This window comes from Granulicella sp. L46 (assembly GCF_009765785.1).
In the GTDB taxonomy this organism is placed as follows: Bacteria; Acidobacteriota; Terriglobia; order Terriglobales; family Acidobacteriaceae; genus Granulicella.
This window is the reverse complement of sequence record NZ_LMUT01000012.1, coordinates 1,245,431-1,265,380: the sequence shown is the minus strand read 5'-3', so window position 1 is coordinate 1,265,380 and position 19,950 is coordinate 1,245,431. Positions and strand designations below refer to the sequence as shown.

Sequence of the window (19,950 nt, the reverse complement as noted above, 5' to 3'; positions counted from 1 at the left end):
CGGCAACGGCTTGGCCGAGGCAAACAGCTTATCAAGTTCGTGAAGATACGTGGGTACATGAAAACAGCGCGCGTACCGCGGCTCGGTTATATGCTGCAAGCGCTCTCGGGCGTGCTTTTTTTCTTGCTGACCATCTCCGGACAAGCCCAGGTTGCCGGAACCGGAACCATCCAGGGCACTGTGCAGGACCCGACAGGAGCCTTGATTCCCAACGCTATCGTCACCTTGACGGACGTCGCCACCCACGTGAAACGCGTAGCCCAAAGTGATAGCAGCGGCACCTACACCTTCCCCAACATCAGCATCGGCACCTATGACGCCTCGATATCAGCAAAGGGATTCCAGACGTATGTCAAGAGCGGCAACGTGCTCGAAGTGGGTAGCAATATCGCCATCAACGCCACACTGACCGTTGGCAGCCAGGAACAGACGGTGCAGGTGGCTGCCGATGGTCTGGCGCTCCAGACCGAGGACGTTTCGTTCAAGCAGACCATCGATTCAACCGCGATTACCGAGATGCCTCTCAACGGTCGCCAGATGACCGGGCTCATCGTGCTCTCGGGTGGTGCCACGCCGGCTTCCGGAGGGGACTCTATCACCGGGAGCAAAGCCAGCTACGCTGCGATCGCTATCTCAATCGCCGGCGGCCAAGGAAACACAACCCAGTGGAAACTCGACGGCGGCGACAATAACGATTACATGTCGAATGGCAACCTGCCCTTCCCCTTTCCGGATGCTGTCAGCCAGTTCTCAGTCGAATCTACCGCTCTTGGCGCGCAGAACGGTGAGCACTCGGGCGGTCTGGTCAATGTCGTCACGCACTCCGGTTCCAACACCTACCACGGATCGGCGTTCGAGTTCATTCGCAACAACTATCTCGACGCCACGAATTTTTTCTCCAGTTGTACTCCGGTCGCTCCCCAGACGACCTGTAGCCCCAAAGATTCTTTGCACCAGAATCAATACGGCGGTACATTCGGCGGAAAGATCCTACGCGATAAACTCTTCGCTTTCGCGGGATATCAGCGTACCAAGGCCGATCAGAGTCAGGCGAGCACGACCGCCTATGTTCCAAGCCAGGCGAATCTCTTGGGGAACTTTTCCCAAAGCGATCCCACCGTCCAACTAGTAAATCCTCTGACCGGAGCTCCCTTACCCGGCAATCAGATCAGTCCCACGTTGTTTAGTCCCCAGGCGCTTGCGCTAGTCAAGATGCTTCCGACCTCTACTGCCGCTAACGGTCTCGTCCTCTATGCCATTCCCTCGCAAACCTCCGATAACCAGTTCGTCACCCGCGTCGACTACACGATCAACGCCAAAAATAACCTCTACGGGCGCTACTTTATCGATGGGTACCAATCGCCAGCGTTCTATTCTCCCACTAATATCCTTATCACTACGCAATCCGGCAACTCAGAACGGGTGCAGAGCTTCGTCCTCGGCGAGAACTATACCTTCAGCTCCAGCACCGTCAATTCAGCTCACATTACCCTTGCGCGCAGACGCAATGACCGCGGCTATAACCAAAACGACATCAACGCCACCGATCTAGGCGTGACCGCTTACCAAGCCGCGGATGCGGGCCTCTATCTCTCAGTAGGCAGCAAATTTACTTTGGGCTGCGGCACCTGCGCGGTCGCGCAGTTCAACGACAACTTCCTTGCAGTGGAGGACGAAGTCACAATGGTGCGAGGTAAGCACCAGATCGTCTTCGGCGGAGAGATCGTCCACAATCAGCTCAACGTTACGAATATTGCCAGCGGTAACGGCCAATTCACCTTCAGCGGCAACTACAGCATTAATGGGCCACACCCCAGCGGCCCACAGAAGACCGGAGACAACAATCTGGACTTCCTTATGGGGGCAATGAGCGCCTTCGCTCAGAGCAAGACCCAAGGCAACGCGTTGCGCGGGAACATCCCAAGCCTTTACGTGCAGGATACGTTTCACGCGACGCCACAACTCACTGCGATCGCTGGCATCCGATGGTCGCCGGACTACTTTCCCGTCGACGTCTTCAACCGGGGCACAACTTTCAGCCTGGCCGCTCTTCAAGCAAACCAGGTAAGCGTGGTGTATCCCACCGCCCCGGCGGGTACCTTCTTCTACGGTGACCCTGGAGTGACCCGGCAATTCACCCAAAACGCGCCTTTCCAGTTTTCTCCCAACGTGGGAATTGCCTATGACGTGACAGGCAAGGGCGATACCGTAGTCCGCGCTGGGGCCGAGTATATCTATGACGAGGCAAACTGGTTCACTAACGAGCGCACCACCCAGAATCCGCCCTTTGCTACGTCAATCGCCCAGGCTCCTACCTCATCGTCCGGTCCCCTTACGTTTGCCAACCCGTGGGCGGTGGGCACCATTGTCGGAGACCCCTTCCCGTTGCCCGATAACGCGAGCCCTGCGGATGCTGTATTCCCACTGCAGTCGGACTATGAGGTTTTACCCAGCCACTTCAAGGTTGCAAGAACGATGCAGTGGACGCTTAGCCTCCAGCAGAAACTTGGCCGGGGATGGGAATTTCAACTTGATTACATCGGAAACAAGACCAATCACATTGCACAAGGTATCGCGCTTAGCCCCGCCACCTATGTTCCTGGCATCTGGGGATCGGGTGGGGCGGGTTGCGCCGGAGTAGTTCGGACAGGTCCGGCGGGCGTGGCCCCTGGAGCCGCGGGAACACCATGTTCCACCGTTGCTAATCAAGCGGCACGCTTTTTTCTCACCCAACAGAATCCCGTATCGGGTCCCAAATATGCTGGTGGGGGAAGCGGTGCAACCCTGGTGGGCGATGGGGGTATTGCTAACTACAATGGCATGATTGCCACGGTGCAGCATCGCCTCTCCTCAACCTTCAGCCTTCTTGCCAACTACACTTGGTCGAAGTGTCTCAATGAGAATGATGCGTCAGGCGATGTGTCGACGACGTCCGTGTCGGATCCACTCAACCCCCACCTGGACTACGGCCCCTGCGGGTCCGACTATCGCCACATCGTAAACATCGTTCTGGTCGTCAAGAGCAACTTTGCTATAACCAACCGCTTCACCAAAGCCGTTGTTAATGGATGGGAGGTCGCACCTCTGACCCATATCCTAAGTGGGGCACCCTTCAGCGTTGGGGCAGGCGTGGACAATTCCCTTACGGATATCGGCCAGGATAGGCCGAATGTGGTCCCGGGCGTCCCCATCTATATCAAACAACAGATCCTGGTTAATCCAAGCACACACGCCTATCTCAATCCCCTCGCTTTCTGTTCGCAGCCCACCAAAAGCAATCCCTGTACAAATCCGGTTCCGCAAGGAGGCTACGGCACCGAGTCTAGAAACTCCCTTCGCGGTATCCCGTCGTATCAGTTCGATGCTCAGGTTTCCCGAATCTTTCCCATCCATGACCGCCTAAATCTAACCTTGCGTCTGGAAGCGTTCAATGTTCTGAATCACCCAAACTTCAACACCCCGCAAACATCATTAACTTCCTCAACGTTCGGCCAGATCTCCGGCAGTTCGGCAGCTCGAATCTTCCAGGGCGTTGTCAAACTGACCTTCTAGTTGGACGATCGCCGTACCAGCAAGTTGCCTCCTGATCTGCTCCGTTGGCGCAAGCTTGCGGAGCATTTTTTTAGCAGATATGCGCCCCGACAATGCAGCAGCCTGCCTTTTCAGACTTAACAGCGAGGTTTTCGTGGGAACATGTACGGCACGTCAATCCGTTGCTTCTGAGACACGCCTCATTCCTTTCTTAGGAGTGGCTTGCGCCATCGGCGTCTCTTCTATTTATTACAATCAGCCGCTCCTTCTGGAGATGCGAGAAACCTTTCTCACTACTCCTGCACATATCGGCTTGGTTGCGATGGCAACCCAAATCGGATATTCAGGAGGATTACTTTTCTTCGTTCCGCTCGGAGATGTCCGCGAACGCCGAAAGCTGGTAACGCGACTCTTCGGCGGCGTAGCCCTCGCACTGCTCCTAGCGGCTCTCGCCCCTACATTTCAGCTTTTGATTATTGCCAGTGCGCTGGTTGGGGCTATGGCCTCGGTGACCCACGTTGTCCTTCCACTGGCATCGGAGGTCGCTTCCCAAGGCGACCGGGGCAAGGCAATAGGTACCGTAATGACCGGTTTGCTCCTCGGCATTTTGCTTGCGCGTACTTTCGCTGGTTGGGTAAGCAAGATCTATGGGTGGCGGTCCGTTTTTCTACTCGCTGCCGTTATCAATCTAGCGTTTGTCCCCATATTGCGCGCTTTCATGCCAGTGCTGCCCCCCAGGGAACGTCTGAATTACGGCAGAGTCATGGTGTCGCTGTGGACTTTGTTTCGCAAGCAAGTGCTGCTGCGCGAGAGTTGCGTGATCGGGGCGTTAGTATTTGCTTCGTTCAGCTGCTTTTGGACAACGTTTATCTTTTTATTGCAGAGCCACTATAAGCTTGGTTCCGGAACCGCCGGTACGTTTGGGCTGGTCGGCGCCGCCGGCGCGTTCATTGCGCCGTTTGCAGGACGAAAGTGCGATGACTTTGGATCGCGATATGGTTTGACGAGAGGGATTGCGATTCTAGCAGCCTCTTATATGATTCTCTGGGGCGGAGAAGAAGTCGTGATACCGCGAATCGCGCATATTGCGGTTCTCATCGTAGGCGTCGTGATCCTTGACGTCGGAGCTCAAATCACACAGGTTGCAAATCAGACCCGTATCTTCGGGCTGATGCCTTCGGCCAAGAGTCGTATCAATACTGTCTATATGACGGTCTACTTCTTAGGGGGAGCAATCGGATCTTGGCTCGCCACGAAGGCTTGGACGCACTGGCAGTGTAGCGGGGTATTTTCCCTTGCGCTAAGCTTTACGGCGTTGGCAGCAATAGTCCACGCGGCTGGGCTCAAAGACCATATGAATGTTGGGGAACGAATCCAGAATGATTTAGGTATATCCGCGAGTTCGTAGATGAGCGCCGCCCCGAGGCACTGGAAGACGCAAGCCCGAACGTCCGTTTGACCCGCATTTTTAATGGTGGCACTGAGTTTCTCTTCTTCTTGGGTGATTTCCCCATGGAACATGGCGAAGCTTCGAGCGGAGCTACTGAAGCCAACTTGGTCTCTTCTTGATGCAGTCAAGACGTTCGCTGTTCCCGTGTGACTGCCTCTCATCAACACGAAAAAGAAGAAAAATTGGACGAAAGGCATTTATACGGCGATCATCTCTGTGCATGTTTTGCAGAATTGGGGCGAAACTGCACGGCACACGAGATCCGGGACAAGGCCGAGCGACGCAACTTTACAACGGAGATAGATCGGGAGGCGGACGCGACAACTCCCCTCTTTGCTCTCCAATGCCAAAAAAACAACAATTGAAAGGCCCAACGTGGTCTGCCGGACCTTTCGACGGTTCAGTTTATTGTTGCGAATTTGCGTAGCCGAGTAGAGATTCAGTTGTATAGCCTTCACAATTTGCTTCGAGGCTCACAAAATGATCCGTCCCTGTAAAGCAGCGGTAGAGTGGGACTAGACCCGAGCCTGAACTGGACGAAACATAGCCCTCGATCCCAAGAAAAATCTGACCTTCGCAGTTAGAGGATGGAGACACAAAATAGTCGTCATTGCCGGCGACGCAACCATAGAGGGGGAGCGTTGACGAGCCTTGCGGGCTTTCATACAAATATGCCAGCGTCGATTGCAGAGAAAATCCTCCGTTCGGATCGATCCATCCCGTCGTCACTTCGTGCACTGTGTTGTTGTAAAAGCGCTTGAACGGAACGAGCAGCTGATTAGGCGTCCAGAGCTCCCAAGCAATGTTCCACTGGTTCGTGTTGCCCGAGTTCCCTCGATCCGCCGGAGTTGCATCCCAGGCCGGTTGAGGGATCGACGCAGACGTATAGATCTCGATATCGGGGTATGCGTTTTTGACATTTACGTTTCCGTAGATATCCCGGAGAAATCCGGATATGAAATTCGCCTCGTATCCGGTGAGGTTGGTGTCGACGGTAAATATCTGCTGCCAAGGCGTCGAACCGGTCAGCAACGATGTCGCCGGAATCCGGTACACGATCACACCCGCTCCGCCACGTTCCGTCACTCCGCCGACAGTCGAAGGAGGGCGGGTGCCTGCCATGTTGTAGACGGCATACCAGTCTCCCGACACGTCGTCGTACGCTGCGTTGCCCCAGGTAACAGCGCCGGCCGAGCTTTGTCCGGCGATTTGCACCTGGCTCAAACCGTTGGTGGTAATCGTTCCCTGCGTCGTAAAGTGAATGCCATCGGTAGAGGTTGCCTCAACATGGCTCTCGGTCGGATAGGTGTCCTCGTACAACACCGTGATGGCAGCGGCGCCGTTTGCGTTATAAGCAGCGGGTTGGCCAACGCCGTATGCGGTGTCGTTTGGGTTATACGAGATCACTGGGTTCGGATACTTGGCCCAGTTGATACCGTCATTGGAGAACGCAACCCCAATCGAATTGAGGGTGCCGTTTGCCTGGGCCGTTCCCGTGTAATACATCGCATACGTGTAATTGGTGCCGTTGCCCAGGGGATTGGTGAACACACCTTCCACCACCTGCGCATTGCAGGTATAAACAGAATCCCACCCGCCGGGAGTTTCTCCCAATACGGACTCCGGGCCGACCGTGGCCCCGGTGCTCAAATTGATCGATTCGTATTGGATGGTGTCCGAGGTTTGCGTTGGATTTTGGGGATTCTGCCCCTCGCCACACCACCAGAACTGCTGCACATTTCCGTTCTGGATAACGGACGGAGAATAGTTGTAGACTCCCGCGTTGCCCACCACTCTGGGGCCAGACGCCGTTGAGGCGTGCGCGATACCACTGAACAGGACTAGCAAAGACGCGGCAGACAAAAACAGAATTGACTGCCGGACGAGAGATTTCTGGTCCATGATTTCCTCCATATTCCCATTTGTTCATTTCTCATATGTAACTAGTTCATATGAGGTAGACGGTGTACCATCGCAAACATATAACTGTCAATAGAAAACATATTTCAAGAGTTGATGGAACGCGTGACCTATGCGCTCCATTCGAAATACACCTCGATAGGTTCGAGCCACTGTTGCCTAGTCAGAATTGCTATCGTTAGACGCATTGAGTACGGCTTCCAAATCGGCGGTGGAACAGGCGCAGTGTCAATCTCTTGGGCGCATGCGGGGTCGCCCGAGTATGGGCACATCGATCGCGAAGATTGTTCTGGGGGATTTAGGGGAGCGCCGAGACGCATGTTCCGATGCCTAACCTAAAGAAGGAATCCCCGACGCGAAAACGTATCGCCTTACTATGCACGTCTGCCGGATCTAGTCAGTGCAACTCATGTGCCAATTCGTTTGGGTTGCTGAATACCGCGAGGCACGATCGTCGATAACCAACGCGGATCTGCGCGGCCCGTTCTATCGATCAAGGTCGGTAGGTCGGGGGCAATGAGTCTATTCAGAAGAATGGACTATCAGCGCGCCGGCCTGTGTTGCCAGCTTGCGTGGGTCATTGGTTCAGTTGCCTTGAGGTAATTACCGTAACCAACTATAACCGTAGAGCTCACGAGCAGGAAGAGGCCGGTCGCAACTAGCAGTTTGGTTCGGCGACTAGTACCGCGCCACTCCTTGAGAGCAAGGCCCCAGAGAGTGGCAAAGATGATGATGGATGCCATATGGAGCGTCCAGCTGGAGAAGTCATACTTTCCCATCTTCGTTTGGCCCATGGAGTAAAAGAAGAACTGAAAGTACCAAATGACGCCGGCAAGAGCTGCAAAGAGATAGTTCGCCAGAAGCGTCTTCGTTGTTATCCGGTGCTGAGCTCGATCTAGAGGATCGAATTCGGCTAAGGTCTTTCCAGAGACTGCACCGGCTCGCATTGGATTGTTTCCAGGCGCTCCCAGAAACTGGCGTTCCGAGCGATTTTTGACAATCAAGATCACGGACCAGATGAAGTTCGTGATGAATCCCCCCCATAGAACTACCACGAGGACAGGGAGATTCTGCCAGAGATCGAGGCGGCGATGGGCTATCAGTACGGATCTCGCGATTGCTCCGATAGGCGCCCCCGCCTTCAGGCCAAAGGCGAAAAAGGAACTCATGATTCCGGCGAAGATGGCGACCGCAATTCCTTTGCCGAATGAGAAGTCGGCTTCACCGGCTTCTGCCTTCTCCTCAGGGGTGACTTCGCTTTCTTTTGAAAGACCGGCAAGGCCGTTGACGGCGACGGCGATCACGCAGAGGAGCACGCCTGCGAGGATAATTTGTCCGGAAGTTTCATGCAGAATCGTGTGTATGGACCCATCATAGATGGGTGGAATTAAGGTCCCGAAAGCGGTGCAAAGGCCGAGCGCGATCGCGTATCCCAATGCGATACCAAGATAGCGAATGGCAAGACCGAAGGTTAGACCACCAACTCCCCAAAGAGCTCCCCACAAGAGCGCATAACAAATGCTGGAACGTGGTGCGCTCGTAAGGATTACCGAAAGGTTCGGCACGAAGAGGGCGGCAAAAACGATCGGCGCTATAATCCACGCGGCAAAGCCTTGAATCAGCCAATAGACCTCCCATGACCAGCGTTTGATACCGCGAAACGGAATAAAATTTGTGGCGGATGCGAAGCCACCGATCCAGTGATAGATAACGCCGATGAACGGATTCGGTCCCACATGTCCTCAATCTAGTCCAAGATGACTCTTCACGCCGCCTACTATCGTATCCGACTCCATGCGATTTAAAGAAATATAATCTCTATTGAAGTTCTGAGACAATGGATCGAGGCATCCTTCTGCGCACTTCACTTTTTATTACCTGTTATAACGACACGTTGTTTCCAGGCACGGGTAAGGCAGTCGTACGCGTGCTTGAGCGGCTTGGGCACACGGTGGAATTCCCAAGAGGGCAGACCTGCTGCGGACAGATGCATTACAACACCGGCTATCAAGCGGAAGCTGCCCCGTTACTGGAGCGGTTTGTTACGCAATTCCAGGACGCTGAGGCTGTCGTGATACCGTCCTCCTCCTGCGTTGCCATGATGCGCGACCACTACCCCAAAATGGCCGCTCGGATGGGTAAGCCCGATCTGGTGACAGGGGTAGAGAGACTGTTGCCAAGAGTATTTGAATTTTCCGAATTCTTGACGAAGCGGCTTGGGCTCGAGGATGTCGGCGCGTATTACCCTCGGCGAGTGACATATCATGCCAGCTGTCACGGATTACGGAATCTCAGCCTGGGGGACGGGCCGATGCGCTTGCTCAAAGCAGTCCGCGGAATTGAACTCGTAGAACTTGCAGGACTTGCGGAGTGCTGCGGCTTCGGAGGGACGTTCGCTGTCAAGAATGCGGACGTCTCCGGCGCTATGTTGGCGGAAAAGACGGCAGCCGTTTTAGATACGAAGGCCGAAGTGTGTACGGCTTGCGACAACAGCTGTTTGATGCATATTCAAGGAGCCCTGCATCGGCAGAAAACCGGCGTGAAAACTCTTCATCTAGCGGAGATCTTGGCCGGGGAAGAAGGGGCCGGGTCATGAGTGGAACGGCGCTGGACCCGAAGACCGCACCCGCGTTCCCGATTGCAGCCAGAGCTGCGATGAAGGATTCCCAGCTTCAACGCAATGTCCATCATGCGACACAGGTGATCCAAACAAAACGTGCGCGAGTGGTCGCTGAGATGGCCGACTGGCAGGAACTCCGCGAAGCAGGGGAGCATATCCGCCGACACACAATGGAGCACCTGGACTTCTACTTGCAGGAGTTTGAGGTCAACTGCGCGCGTGCAGGTGGGATTGTTCATTGGGCAACCGATGCAGAGGAAGCGCGGCAGATCGTCGTTGGACTTGTGAAGGCATCCGGGTCGGACGAAGTCATCAAGATCAAGTCGATGACAACCGAAGAGATTGCTCTGAATCAGGCGCTAGAGAGCGAGGATATACACCCTTTCGAAACGGATCTGGCCGAGCTCATTATCCAATTGGGCCGTGATCAGCCGTCGCACATCGTAGTGCCAGCGCTGCACAAAAACCGAAAGCAAATTAAGGAAATCTTTCAGCGTGAGATGCATCTTGCTGACCTCGGAGACCGTCCCGAAGACCTTGCAGATGCGGCCCGTTCGTTTCTGCGCGAGAAATTTCTGCACGTGAGAACCGGCGTCAGCGGGGCGAACTTCCTGATCGCTGAGACGGGCGGGGTTTGTGTCGTGGAAAGTGAAGGCAATGGGCGGATGTGCCTGACGCTTCCGGAGACCCTGATCACGATCGCAGGAATAGATAAGATCTTGCCACGATTCGAAGACTTGGAGGTAATGTTGCAGTTGCTGCCGCGATCAGCCACAGGGGAACGAATGAACCCATACAACTCGGTGTGGACCGGAGTGCACGCGGGAGACGGACCGCAAACCTTTCATGTCGTGTTGCTGGATAATGGCCGCACCGGCATTCTGGCAGATTGGGAGTCCCGGCAGACGCTGCATTGCATTCGCTGCGCGGCGTGTCAGAACGCTTGCCCCGTCTACCGCCAGACCGGTGGCCATGCATACGGCAGCGTGTATGCCGGCCCCATTGGGGCCATTCTCACCCCGCAGCTACAAGAAATGCATTACGCGCAAAGTTTACCTTATGCTTCATCGTTATGCGGAGCTTGCTACGAAGTTTGTCCGGTCAAGATTAACATTCCTGAAGTACTAATCCACTTGCGTCAAAAGGTGGTTGAGCAGAATGCCGCTCAAGTTAGCAGCTCGTTTGATATCGAGGCTCTTGGGATGAAGGCGATGGCCGTGACCTTCCGAAACGAGCGCAGATTCCGCGCGGCGCAGCGTATGGGCCGGGCAGCTGCAAAACTACTTCCGCGCAAAGATGGTTGGATAACGTGGCTCCCCGGGATGTTAGGAGGCTGGACGCAGATGAGAGATCTAGAGGAGATGCCGCAAGAGACGTTTCGCGACTGGTGGCAGAAAAGAGAAAAAGATGACCGTTGAAACGAGTTCGAAACTAGAGATTCTGCGCCGGATTCGAGAAGCAAATCACACATCGTCGGGGGAAGAGGCGGCGCGAAACGGCTGGAGGGGAGTGCCTAGAAATTACAAACGCGCGAGGGTACACCCGCAGGAGGTGATGTTGGACCTTCTGGTCGATCGACTGCGAGAGTACGATGCCACGGTTATTCGAAGCGACCACGATCGTATTGCCCACCATGTCGCACTCAGGTTAGAAGAACGTGGGAAGAACGGCCTGGTGATTCCCGCCGGTATCCCCGCCAGCTGGCTATCGGTTGGGTTCGAGTTCGTCCGCGATGACGGCCTGACATTCAAAGAGTTAGACATGTTGGGTGGGGTGCTAACTGGTTCCACCTTAGCTATTGCTGAAACTGGAACGATTGTCCTTCAGAACCTGCCCGGTCAGGGGCGTCGAGCCATCTCGTTGATACCTGATTATCATTTGTGCTTAGTGTGCACGGAGGATGTTGTGGAGACAGTGCCGGAAGCAATGAGGCGTCTACAAAACACGGCGACACTCGCCACCACGTTCATCTCTGGGCCTTCCGCCACCGCGGATATCGAGATGACACGCATTAAAGGAGTTCACGGACCGCGTACTTTGGATGTCATTCTGTTCGCGTGAGTCATCTTCGGAATAAAAAACTACCTGCCCAGATTTGTAAAGTTTCAATAGGTAGTATATTTCCATAGGATAGCGCTTCAAAGGGGAGGTAGAGTCATGTCGAGCAAGGACGAAGGTGCGTCGCAGAGAGTTTGGGCTGCATTGGATGGGTTCCGCATTGAAGTGCCGTCCTGGGGTTTTTCCAACACAGGGACACGATTTGGGAAGTTCTTACAAGATGGGGCAGCATCTACGATCGAAGAGAAGTTCTCCGATGCGGCCCAGGTGAACGCACTGACTGGAGCCAGCCCAAGAGTGGCCCTCCACGTTCTGTGGGACTTGCCAAATGGCACGGCAGATGTGCCTGCCATTCAGGCACTCGAGAAGAAGTATGGGATAAAAGCGGGATCGATTAATCCGAATCTTTTTCAGGACCAGGAGTACAAGTTCGGATCGATAGCGAACCCGAGCGCCGAAATCCGCCAGCGTGCGTTAGACCATCTTTTGATATCGGTGGAAATAGGACAGGAGTTGCAATCAAGAGATATTTCGCTCTGGATCGCGGACGGCTCAAACTACCCTGGCACTCAGAACATTCGGAAGCGTATCGGTTGGGTAGAGGAGGCATTGGCTTCAACGCACGCGGCCCTCAGCGATGATCAAAGACTTCTCGTGGAATACAAGCCTTTCGAACCATACTTCTACCATACCGATGTGGCTGACTGGGGCATGGCCCTCGAGTTGGCCCGACGCGCCGGGCCGAACGCGAAGGTCCTCGTGGACACGGGGCATCATTACCAAGGGACGAATATTGAGCAGATTGTGGCATGGCTCCTGCATCTCGGAGCTCTAGGCGGATTCCATTTCAATGACCGCAAGTACGCAGACGACGATCTAACGTTGGGTTCGATTGATCCCTATCAGGTCTTCCGGATCTTCCACGAGATTCTCAATGCAAAACCAGAAGACCGCGAAAGCATCGCCTTCATGATCGACCAGAGCCACAACTTGAAGGGAAAGGTGGAAGCGATGGTTCAGACTGTGGTGTCGGCTCAGGAACTATATGCGAAAGCATCCCTGATTGATGCTGAGCGATTGGCCGAGTTGCAACAATCCTGCAACCTGGTAGAGGCGGAGCAGTGTTTTCGCGATGCGTTCTGGCAAGATGTGCGGCCGATTATTCGCGAATGGCGCATAGCACGGGGATTGCCTGCGGATGCGCTGAAGGCCTTATCGGAGAATGGTTACGTTGAAGCGATCACCCGCGACCGCAAAGGAAGAAGCGCCAGTAATGTACCTACTTATGCATGAATAAGCCCCTTGGTTGCTTTGGTCGCAAGCACATGCGATTCGCAACAGAATTGGGGCATGTCGGGACTGATTATATTTCTGTGGAAGAATAGTTGCGGTATTGGTTCAAGGTGTGGAATGATGTTTGGGGCCAAACATGGCCGAAAGGAACTCGACTTTAGATGACAGCGCATAATGACCTTCGGTTTTTGGAGGATCGTTGGGATGAATCGCTTGCGGCGAAATTGGATGGGCCCGAGCTGCTAAGATATCGATCGAATTTGCTCGGCTCTGACTTGCGCATCACGAACTTTGGCGGTGGGAATACAAGCTCTAAGCTGCAGCAGATTGATCCGCTGGACGGAAGACCCAAGGAAATTTTGTGGGTAAAGGGAAGTGGGGGCGATCTCGGAAGTATCAAGCGCGCTGGGTTTGCGACACTCTATTTGGATAAATTGAAGGCCTTAGCGACCGCTTATCGCGGTGTCCATCTAGAAGACGACATGGTGGAGATGTACCCACTATGCGCCTTCGGTAACAATCCTGTTGCAGCCTCTATCGATACCCCGTTGCACGGATTTCTGCCGTTTCCTCACGTAGACCATCTTCACCCGGACTGGGGGATCGCGCTGGCTGCTTCGGCCAACGGGAAGATCAAGATGGAAGAATTCAATACTGAGTTCGGACATAAGCTAGCGTGGCTACCCTGGCAGCGGCCCGGATTTGAACTTGGCATGATGCTCAAGAAGATTGTCGAAGACACGCCCGATTGTGACGGCGTTGTCCTTGGCGGCCATGGGCTCTTTACCTGGGGAAACACACAACACGAGAGCTACTTGAACACGCTGACGATCATCGATCAGCTTGGTCAATTTATCGAACGCCATGCTTCAGTTGCGGGGCACAAGCACTTCGGCGGAGCGAAGGTTGAGACACGCGAAGATCGGGAAACGATTGCCACAGCAATCATGCCGTATTTGCGTGGAGCAATGTCGCGCAAGCAACGTTGGATAGGGACTTACTCGAGCTTGCCGCAGGTTCTTGATTTCGTGAACTCGGAGAGCGCAGAAAAGCTTGCGCATCTCGGGACAAGCTGTCCCGACCACTTCATCCGCACGAAAATTCGTCCGATGTTCATCAAGTGGAATCCAGCGGGTGATCCTGCTGAGTTGAAAGAGTTGATCGAGACGGCTCTCGAAACCTATCGAGTCGAATATGCCGAATATTACAAGAAGCATGCTGTCAGTGATTCGCCGGCCATACGCGATGCAAGCCCAACGGTCGTTTTGATTCCTGGCATAGGATTGTTCAGCTTTGGCAAGAGCAAAATCGAGTCGCGGATTACCGGTGAATTCTACATAAATGCGATTCATGTCATGCAAGGGGCGGGATCACTCGGTGCCGGAAGCCAATGCAAGGATATTCCGCAAGCCGGGCCAGCTGCTTCCGCAAGCGAGTTTACGGTACATGATAACTACGTTGCGCTCCCGCCAAGCGAAGCCTTTCGGATCGAGTATTGGAAGCTAGAAGAGGCGAAAATACGCCGCCAACCCGCCGAGAAGGAGCTCAGCCGCAGGATCGCACTGATCGTCGGTGGAGGTAGTGGAATTGGGCGTGAAGTCGCGCTGCTTGCAGCCGAGCGTGGAGCGCATATCCTGATCGCCGATCGCGACGTGAAGGGTGCTGAGGCCGTCGCGGAAGAAGTGAAAGCCATCGTAGGGAAGGAAGCTGCGAGCTGGACCGCAATCGATATCCGTGATCGGAAGACCATCAAGGCAGCGTTGGAAGCAACGGTCAGGGAGTTCGGCGGACTCGATATTCTCGTCAACACAGCGGCTCTTTTCCCGTCTTCAGCAGACGGAATCATCAGCGATGCCCAATGGGGATTAACGCTGGAGGTTAACGTCACGGCAAACTATCTGTTGGCCGACGAGACATCGAAGATCTTTGCCGAACAAGGCATCGATGCCAGCGTAGTCCTCACTAGCTCCGCGAATGCTGTTGTTGCGAAACGTGGAAGCGAGGCCTACGACGTTAGCAAAGCAGCCTTGAGTCACCTCGTGCGCGAGCTGGCTGTAACGCTTGCGCCGAAGGTGCGAGTCAATGGAATTAGCCCGGCTACAGTCGTGAAAGGGTCGACGATGTTCCCGCGAGATCGCGTGATCGCTTCCCTGAAAAAGTACAAACTACCCTTTGACGAGGCGGCTACGGATGACGGCTTGCGGGATGTACTGGCGCGATTTTATGCTTCGCGGACTCTCACGCATCAGCCCATAGATCCTAGGGACTGCGCGCAAGCGATCTTATTCCTCGCAAGTCCTCTCACTCGATGCACGACCGGACATCTGATCCCTGTTGACGGTGGGTTGACTGAAGCATACCTACGCTAGCGGCAAAGACAAGAGATGCGACGATGGAGGGGACGCCGGCCATGGCGCAGATCCCAAAGGATAAGAGAGCGCTGATCGCGATCGATCTGGGAGCGGAGAGCTGCCGGGTTTCGCTTCTGCGTTGGAAAGAAGACGACGCGGTGATCACGCTGATCCACCGCTTCGCTAACGCACCACGTGAAACGGGGGATGGTCTTCGTTGGGATCTCGGTCTGATTGAAGCCGGTCTCGACTACGGCCTACGCCGATGCGCAAGCACGGCTATAGAGGGAGTGCGCTCGATCGCAGTGGATGGCTGGGCCGTGGATTATGTTCGCATTGGAGCAAATGGCAGGGCACTCCATGATCCATACTGCTATCGCGATGAACGGACAATTCAATCAGAACGCTTGCTTCATCGAAGAATTAGCCCAGAGCGATTGCGCGAACTAACGGGCGTTCAATTGCTCAGGATCAATACGTTGTATCAACTGTTTGCCGATATAGCGGAAGGCTCACCATCAGGGCAACAATGGCTTAATGTACCGGAATACATTCTTTCTCGATTGGGCGGTACTCAAGTTGCCGAACTGACGAATGCGACGCATACCCAGATGGTTGGGCTCCGCGACCGCAAATGGTGCAAAGAGATCTTCGATGCGGCAACGCTCGATCCGGCTTGTGCTCCACAAATTGTCCCTCCGGGAACGGTCCTTGGAAGGTTGAGCGGGCCACTTGCAGAACTATCGGCATTCCGCGACACAATACTAATGGTGCCGGCATGTCACGACACTGCATCCGCGATCGCAGGAATTCCCGCAGAGGGTGATGATTGGGCTTATATCAGCGCCGGGACATGGTCATTAGTCGGAACACTACTGGAGCACCCTAGGAACGGGCCGGAAGCGCGCGTTGAAAACTTCACAAACCTTGGAGCCATCGGAAACCGCATTTGCTTTCATAAAAATGTGAACGGGATGTGGATGCTTGGCCAATGTATTAAGAATTGGTCTGAGGACGGCGTAACCTGGGCGGTACAAGATTTGGTCAAGGCCGCAGAGAAACTATCTCCGCCGCGGCGATTGCTGGAGATTGACCATCCAGATTTTCTGCTCGCTGGCCGAATAACTGAAAGAATCAAGAAGCACCTTCATAACAATGACCACTATGCGCTGAATACCGACCCAGAGAACGCTCCAGTGGTTGCCAATCTTATCTTTCACAGTATGGCGGCACGCTATGCACAGGTCTTACAACGAGTGGCGTTTCATAGCGGGAAAGACCTAAAGCGACTCTTCGTCGTGGGCGGAGCAAGCCAGAATGAGTTCCTCAATCGCTTGACGGAGGAGGTTACCGGGCTGAAGGTCTTCCGCGGTTCTGTTGAGAGTTCAACGGTGGGGAATTTCGCTACGCAAATGGCATCGCTCGAGAGTCCTGTTGATCCTGTCACAGGTGTTTCCGCGGAACAAGTCTCGCGATGGGCGCGCTTATTGGTGAATCGGACTTCTATGGGTCCTATAAATCCCTGAGTCTCCAACGCACCACCCCAGTCTGTAGTCACCACACGTAATTGTTGGCCCAATGTGGAGGAGCCGCGAGTAAATGTTACCCACGAGCATCAGCGTTTAGGGCCCGCGTGCCACTTGAGGCCTATTGGAATCATTTCCATGGACTCGGAAATGTTCAGGGCGGAACTCAAGGAAGCGGGCCAAAGACACAGGAGCAGTGCCGGTAGGCGGCTGCGTTAGTTTATCGAATATTGCGATCAGTAGTTTCGGAATTAAATGAAAAGCGTTTGGAAGGGTAGCAATGATGAAGACGACTCAATTCACACGACGCGAAATGCTAAAGACTGCCAGCGCGTCCCTTGCTCTTTTCGGAAGGCCGCAAATACAGCTTCCGCCCCATCCGTTCGAAGCGGAGCAGGAACGTTCCAAGATCATTTCGGATGGCACTAGAAAACAGATCGATGGTGAATTGGCAGTTCTTTCCGCCCGTAAGGACGCGGGCGGTGTGCAGATGCAGATGCAAACTGGCATCCTGCGTTTGGAGCCATGGGACGACGGTGTTATTCGAGTTCAGTATTGCCCAGGTGAGGTACTGCTTCCACCGTCTACCGACTCCGTATTGCCGGGGAAGCAAGAGGTGATGGCATGGAGCGCCGAACTAGAGGGCTTAGGGCCGATCGTCCTATCAACGCCGAGGCTCACAGCTCGGGTAGATCGCAGCTCCGGGACACTCTCCTTTGAAGATGAGTCGGGCAAGGTTCTGCTCCAAGAGCCGAGTGCTGGTGGAAAACGCATGGACCCTGTCCAAGTAAACGGGAAGCCCTTCTATCAGGCAGAGCAGACGTTTCTTAGCCCTGTCGACGAATCGCTCTATGGATTGGGAGGGCTGTGGCATGGCTTCTTGGATCACAAAGGAGACATGATTCAGCTTGTGCAGACAAATCCATGTGATGTCAGCCCCTTTCTACTGAGTAGCGAAGGATATGCGATGTTGTGGGACAACGCTTCGCGGGGCGAATTCCGTGCGTGTCGCGAACCGGTGCTGGTCCCATCCTCCGTGTTCGGGCTGCCTGATGGTTCCGGACCGGGTCTCGCCTGCAGTCTTCACGAGGAAGGTGGCGAAGGTCATCCGCTGAAGCATACGCAATCGCAGATCAACGTTTCTTGGGGTCCGACGAACCCCGCCATCGCGGGCAACATCGGCCAGCGATTCTATGCAACGTGGACTGGAAGGCTGAAGATCACGGTTGCAGGCGATTACCTTTTTTTGCTTCGGTCTGCTAATTTGGGAGCGCGCTTCGCCATTGATCGAAAGCTGGTCATAGAAAATTGGATTGCCCATGACGATAATTTTGATACAGGTCATGTCTCGTTGACCGTTGGCGAGCATGAAGTGGATGTAGAGTTTTACGGTAACCCGGAGCGAAACTCCGAACTGCAATTGAAGTGGGTCCCTCCGGGGCCGGCCACTGATCGTTATACATGGGCCGCGGAAGCCGCGCAGGGAATCGACTACTATGTTTTACGCGCTGAAACACCAGATGCAGCGATCGCCGACTACCGCCGAATCACGGGTACTGCACCGCTATTTCCTCTGTCATCGTACGGGCTCTGGCACTCGCAGGCGTCATGGGGGAAGCCGGGGCCAAACGGGACCCATATAGATACGATTCCCAATACTCAGGCCAACATGATCGCGGTGGCCGAAGAATACCGTCGCCGTGGAATTCCTCTGGACAATATCGTTCAGGATTTCAAGTACTGGACTAGGTGGGGTGCTCATGACTTCAAGTCCGATACCCACCCGGACCCAGTCGGCATGGTGCGGCGGCTTCATGCACTGAATCTGAAGTTAATCATTTCGATCTGGTGCATCTTCGATGTCGGCTCTCCGAATGAGGCGGAGATGCGGGACAAAAACTACCTGCTGTATCCGCTTAGCGGAGCTGACTGGGATGGAGGACCCAGTCCCGCACCCTCCTGGTATAACCCTTGGGAGAGGAGTGCACGCGCGACGTACTGGCGCCAGGTTCGAGCAGCTCTATTCAACCCCGAAGCAGTGCAAGCTGACGGATTTTGGATGGACAGCATTGAGGGCGGAGGCGACATATGGCGGGCGAACGAGTTTCCTCTGAAGGCCGCTCAGGCAGTCTTTGAAGGATGGCTAGAGGCTGAGCCGGACGGACGAGTAATTATCCTCGGACGCTCCATCTTTCCCGGTATACAACGCTACGGAGTGGCGCTGTGGTCAGGTGATATCGGCACAGATATGTGGACGTTGTCGCGACAAATTCCCAATGGATTGGGTGTATGCATGGCAGGCCTGCCCTATTGGACTACTGACATCGGAGGGTTTGGTGGCGGCTTTGCGGAGAATCCCGAGTTCTCTACGAATAACAATCCAAAAGATCCGCGTTACGTTGAAACCTACGTCCGATGGTTTCAGTTCGGGTGCTTCTGCCCTTTGTTTAGGGTTCACAGCGCCGGTTCTACCGATGCGCCTTGGTACTTTGGAACGGAGGCGGAAGGAATCGTTACGGATTTCATCAAGCTTCGCTACCGACTGATGCCTTACATCTATTCGGTGGCGTGGCGGGTAACGAACGAGGGCTATACGATGATGCGAGCTCTTCCTATGGATTTCATGCAGGATAAGGCCGTTCGCAAGATTACTGATCAGTTTATGTTCGGACCTAGCATGCTTATCAATCCCATCACCGAACTCAAGGCTATGCGGCGAAAGGTCTATTTGCCCGCGGGCAAATGGTACGATTTCTGGACGGGGGACAGCCAGATAGGCAGCCGTACCGTGATTGCGGAAGCGCCTCTCTCCAGAATACCCATCTTTATTCGAGCCGGCGCCATTCTCCCGATCGGGCCTTCTTTACAGTACACGGGCGAAAAGCCAAATGATCCCATTGAAATACGCGTGTACCCTGGTGCCGACGGAACTTTTACTTTTTATGAAGATGATGGCAGTACATACGACTATCAGCGCGGCCACTGTAGCTCTATTCGGCTGGACTGGCATGATGCTAGCGGGACATTGCGCATCGGACAACGTCAGGGGATATTCAAGGGTATGCTGGCAAGCCGGTCTTTTCATGTCGTGCGCGTTCGGCTTGGTCGTGGAATCGGGGCGGGTGCAAGTCCATCTCCCCAGCGAATTACTTACACGGGCTCGGAGGTCCGTATCAATGATTTGTAGAGCAGTAGAACGTA

The 19,950-nt window shown here is 54.4% G+C and carries 11 protein-coding genes; 9 read left to right on the top strand and 2 right to left on the bottom strand.

Going from position 1 to position 19,950, the window contains the following annotated elements; all coding sequences use genetic code 11:
- The first annotated feature begins 57 nt into the window (after positions 1-57).
- The gene (locus GSQ80_RS14695) at positions 58-3,552 is read left to right on the top strand and encodes a carboxypeptidase-like regulatory domain-containing protein (protein WP_254059653.1); all 3,495 of its coding nucleotides are present in this window, start codon (positions 58-60) and stop codon (positions 3,550-3,552) included.
- Positions 3,553-3,607: 55 nt separating this feature from the next.
- Positions 3,608-4,939 (top strand): MFS transporter, encoded by a 1,332-nt coding sequence (locus tag GSQ80_RS14690; protein ID WP_254059652.1) that lies wholly within the window; start codon positions 3,608-3,610, stop codon positions 4,937-4,939.
- A gap of 447 nt (positions 4,940-5,386) precedes the next feature.
- On the opposite strand, the gene GSQ80_RS14685 is transcribed toward GSQ80_RS14690, so the two are convergent.
- Positions 5,387-6,883 (bottom strand): hypothetical protein, encoded by a 1,497-nt coding sequence (locus GSQ80_RS14685; RefSeq protein ID WP_158788315.1) that lies wholly within the window; start codon positions 6,881-6,883, stop codon positions 5,387-5,389.
- Positions 6,884-7,443: 560 nt separating this feature from the next.
- Positions 7,444-8,637 (bottom strand): L-rhamnose/proton symporter RhaT, encoded by a 1,194-nt coding sequence (locus GSQ80_RS14680; protein ID WP_158788314.1) that lies wholly within the window; start codon positions 8,635-8,637, stop codon positions 7,444-7,446.
- A 119-nt stretch (positions 8,638-8,756) separates the two neighbouring features.
- Between GSQ80_RS14680 and GSQ80_RS14675 the strand changes: the two genes are divergently transcribed.
- The 7 genes from GSQ80_RS14675 to GSQ80_RS14645 all read left to right on the top strand — a co-directional run bounded on the left by GSQ80_RS14675 (position 8,757) and on the right by GSQ80_RS14645 (position 19,936).
- Positions 8,757-9,497 carry a (Fe-S)-binding protein gene (locus GSQ80_RS14675; protein WP_158788737.1) on the top strand — a complete coding sequence of 247 codons (741 nt, stop codon included), beginning with the start codon at positions 8,757-8,759 and terminating at the stop codon, positions 9,495-9,497.
- Complete coding sequence (locus GSQ80_RS14670) at positions 9,494-10,939, top strand: LutB/LldF family L-lactate oxidation iron-sulfur protein (protein WP_158788313.1); 1,446 nt, start codon at positions 9,494-9,496, stop codon at positions 10,937-10,939. Before GSQ80_RS14675 ends, GSQ80_RS14670 begins: the two co-directional genes overlap by 4 nt.
- Positions 10,929-11,582, top strand: a complete 654-nt coding sequence (locus GSQ80_RS14665) for an LUD domain-containing protein (protein WP_158788312.1) — start codon at positions 10,929-10,931, stop codon at positions 11,580-11,582. The genes GSQ80_RS14670 and GSQ80_RS14665 overlap by 11 nt, the downstream gene beginning before the upstream one ends.
- A gap of 96 nt (positions 11,583-11,678) precedes the next feature.
- Positions 11,679-12,872 (top strand): TIM barrel protein, encoded by a 1,194-nt coding sequence (locus GSQ80_RS14660; RefSeq protein WP_158788311.1) that lies wholly within the window; start codon positions 11,679-11,681, stop codon positions 12,870-12,872.
- Between the two features lie 161 nt (positions 12,873-13,033).
- On the top strand, positions 13,034-15,241 hold the full coding sequence (locus GSQ80_RS14655; protein WP_158788310.1) for a bifunctional rhamnulose-1-phosphate aldolase/short-chain dehydrogenase: 2,208 nt from the start codon (positions 13,034-13,036) through the stop codon (positions 15,239-15,241).
- Positions 15,242-15,282: 41 nt separating this feature from the next.
- Complete coding sequence (locus GSQ80_RS14650; protein ID WP_158788309.1) at positions 15,283-16,749, top strand: rhamnulokinase family protein; 1,467 nt, start codon at positions 15,283-15,285, stop codon at positions 16,747-16,749.
- 280 nt (positions 16,750-17,029) lie between these two features.
- Entirely contained in the window at positions 17,030-19,936 is a 2,907-nt protein-coding gene (locus GSQ80_RS14645; protein ID WP_158788308.1) for a TIM-barrel domain-containing protein, read from the top strand.
- Positions 19,937-19,950 lie beyond the last annotated feature (14 nt).

Bases quoted from the DNA above. Each gene is read 5' to 3' on its own strand.
- GSQ80_RS14685 (WP_158788315.1), bottom strand. From the start codon at position 6,883: ATGGACCAGAAATCTCTCGTCCGGCAGTCAATTCTGTTTTTGTCTGCC.
- GSQ80_RS14655 (WP_158788310.1), top strand. From the start codon at position 13,034: ATGACAGCGCATAATGACCTTCGGTTTTTGGAGGATCGTTGGGATGAA.
- GSQ80_RS14695 (WP_254059653.1), top strand. From the start codon at position 58: ATGAAAACAGCGCGCGTACCGCGGCTCGGTTATATGCTGCAAGCGCTC.
- GSQ80_RS14670 (WP_158788313.1), top strand. From the start codon at position 9,494: ATGAGTGGAACGGCGCTGGACCCGAAGACCGCACCCGCGTTCCCGATT.
- GSQ80_RS14645 (WP_158788308.1), top strand. From the start codon at position 17,030: ATGATGAAGACGACTCAATTCACACGACGCGAAATGCTAAAGACTGCC.
- GSQ80_RS14660 (WP_158788311.1), top strand. From the start codon at position 11,679: ATGTCGAGCAAGGACGAAGGTGCGTCGCAGAGAGTTTGGGCTGCATTG.
- GSQ80_RS14665 (WP_158788312.1), top strand. From the start codon at position 10,929: ATGACCGTTGAAACGAGTTCGAAACTAGAGATTCTGCGCCGGATTCGA.
- GSQ80_RS14650 (WP_158788309.1), top strand. From the start codon at position 15,283: ATGGCGCAGATCCCAAAGGATAAGAGAGCGCTGATCGCGATCGATCTG.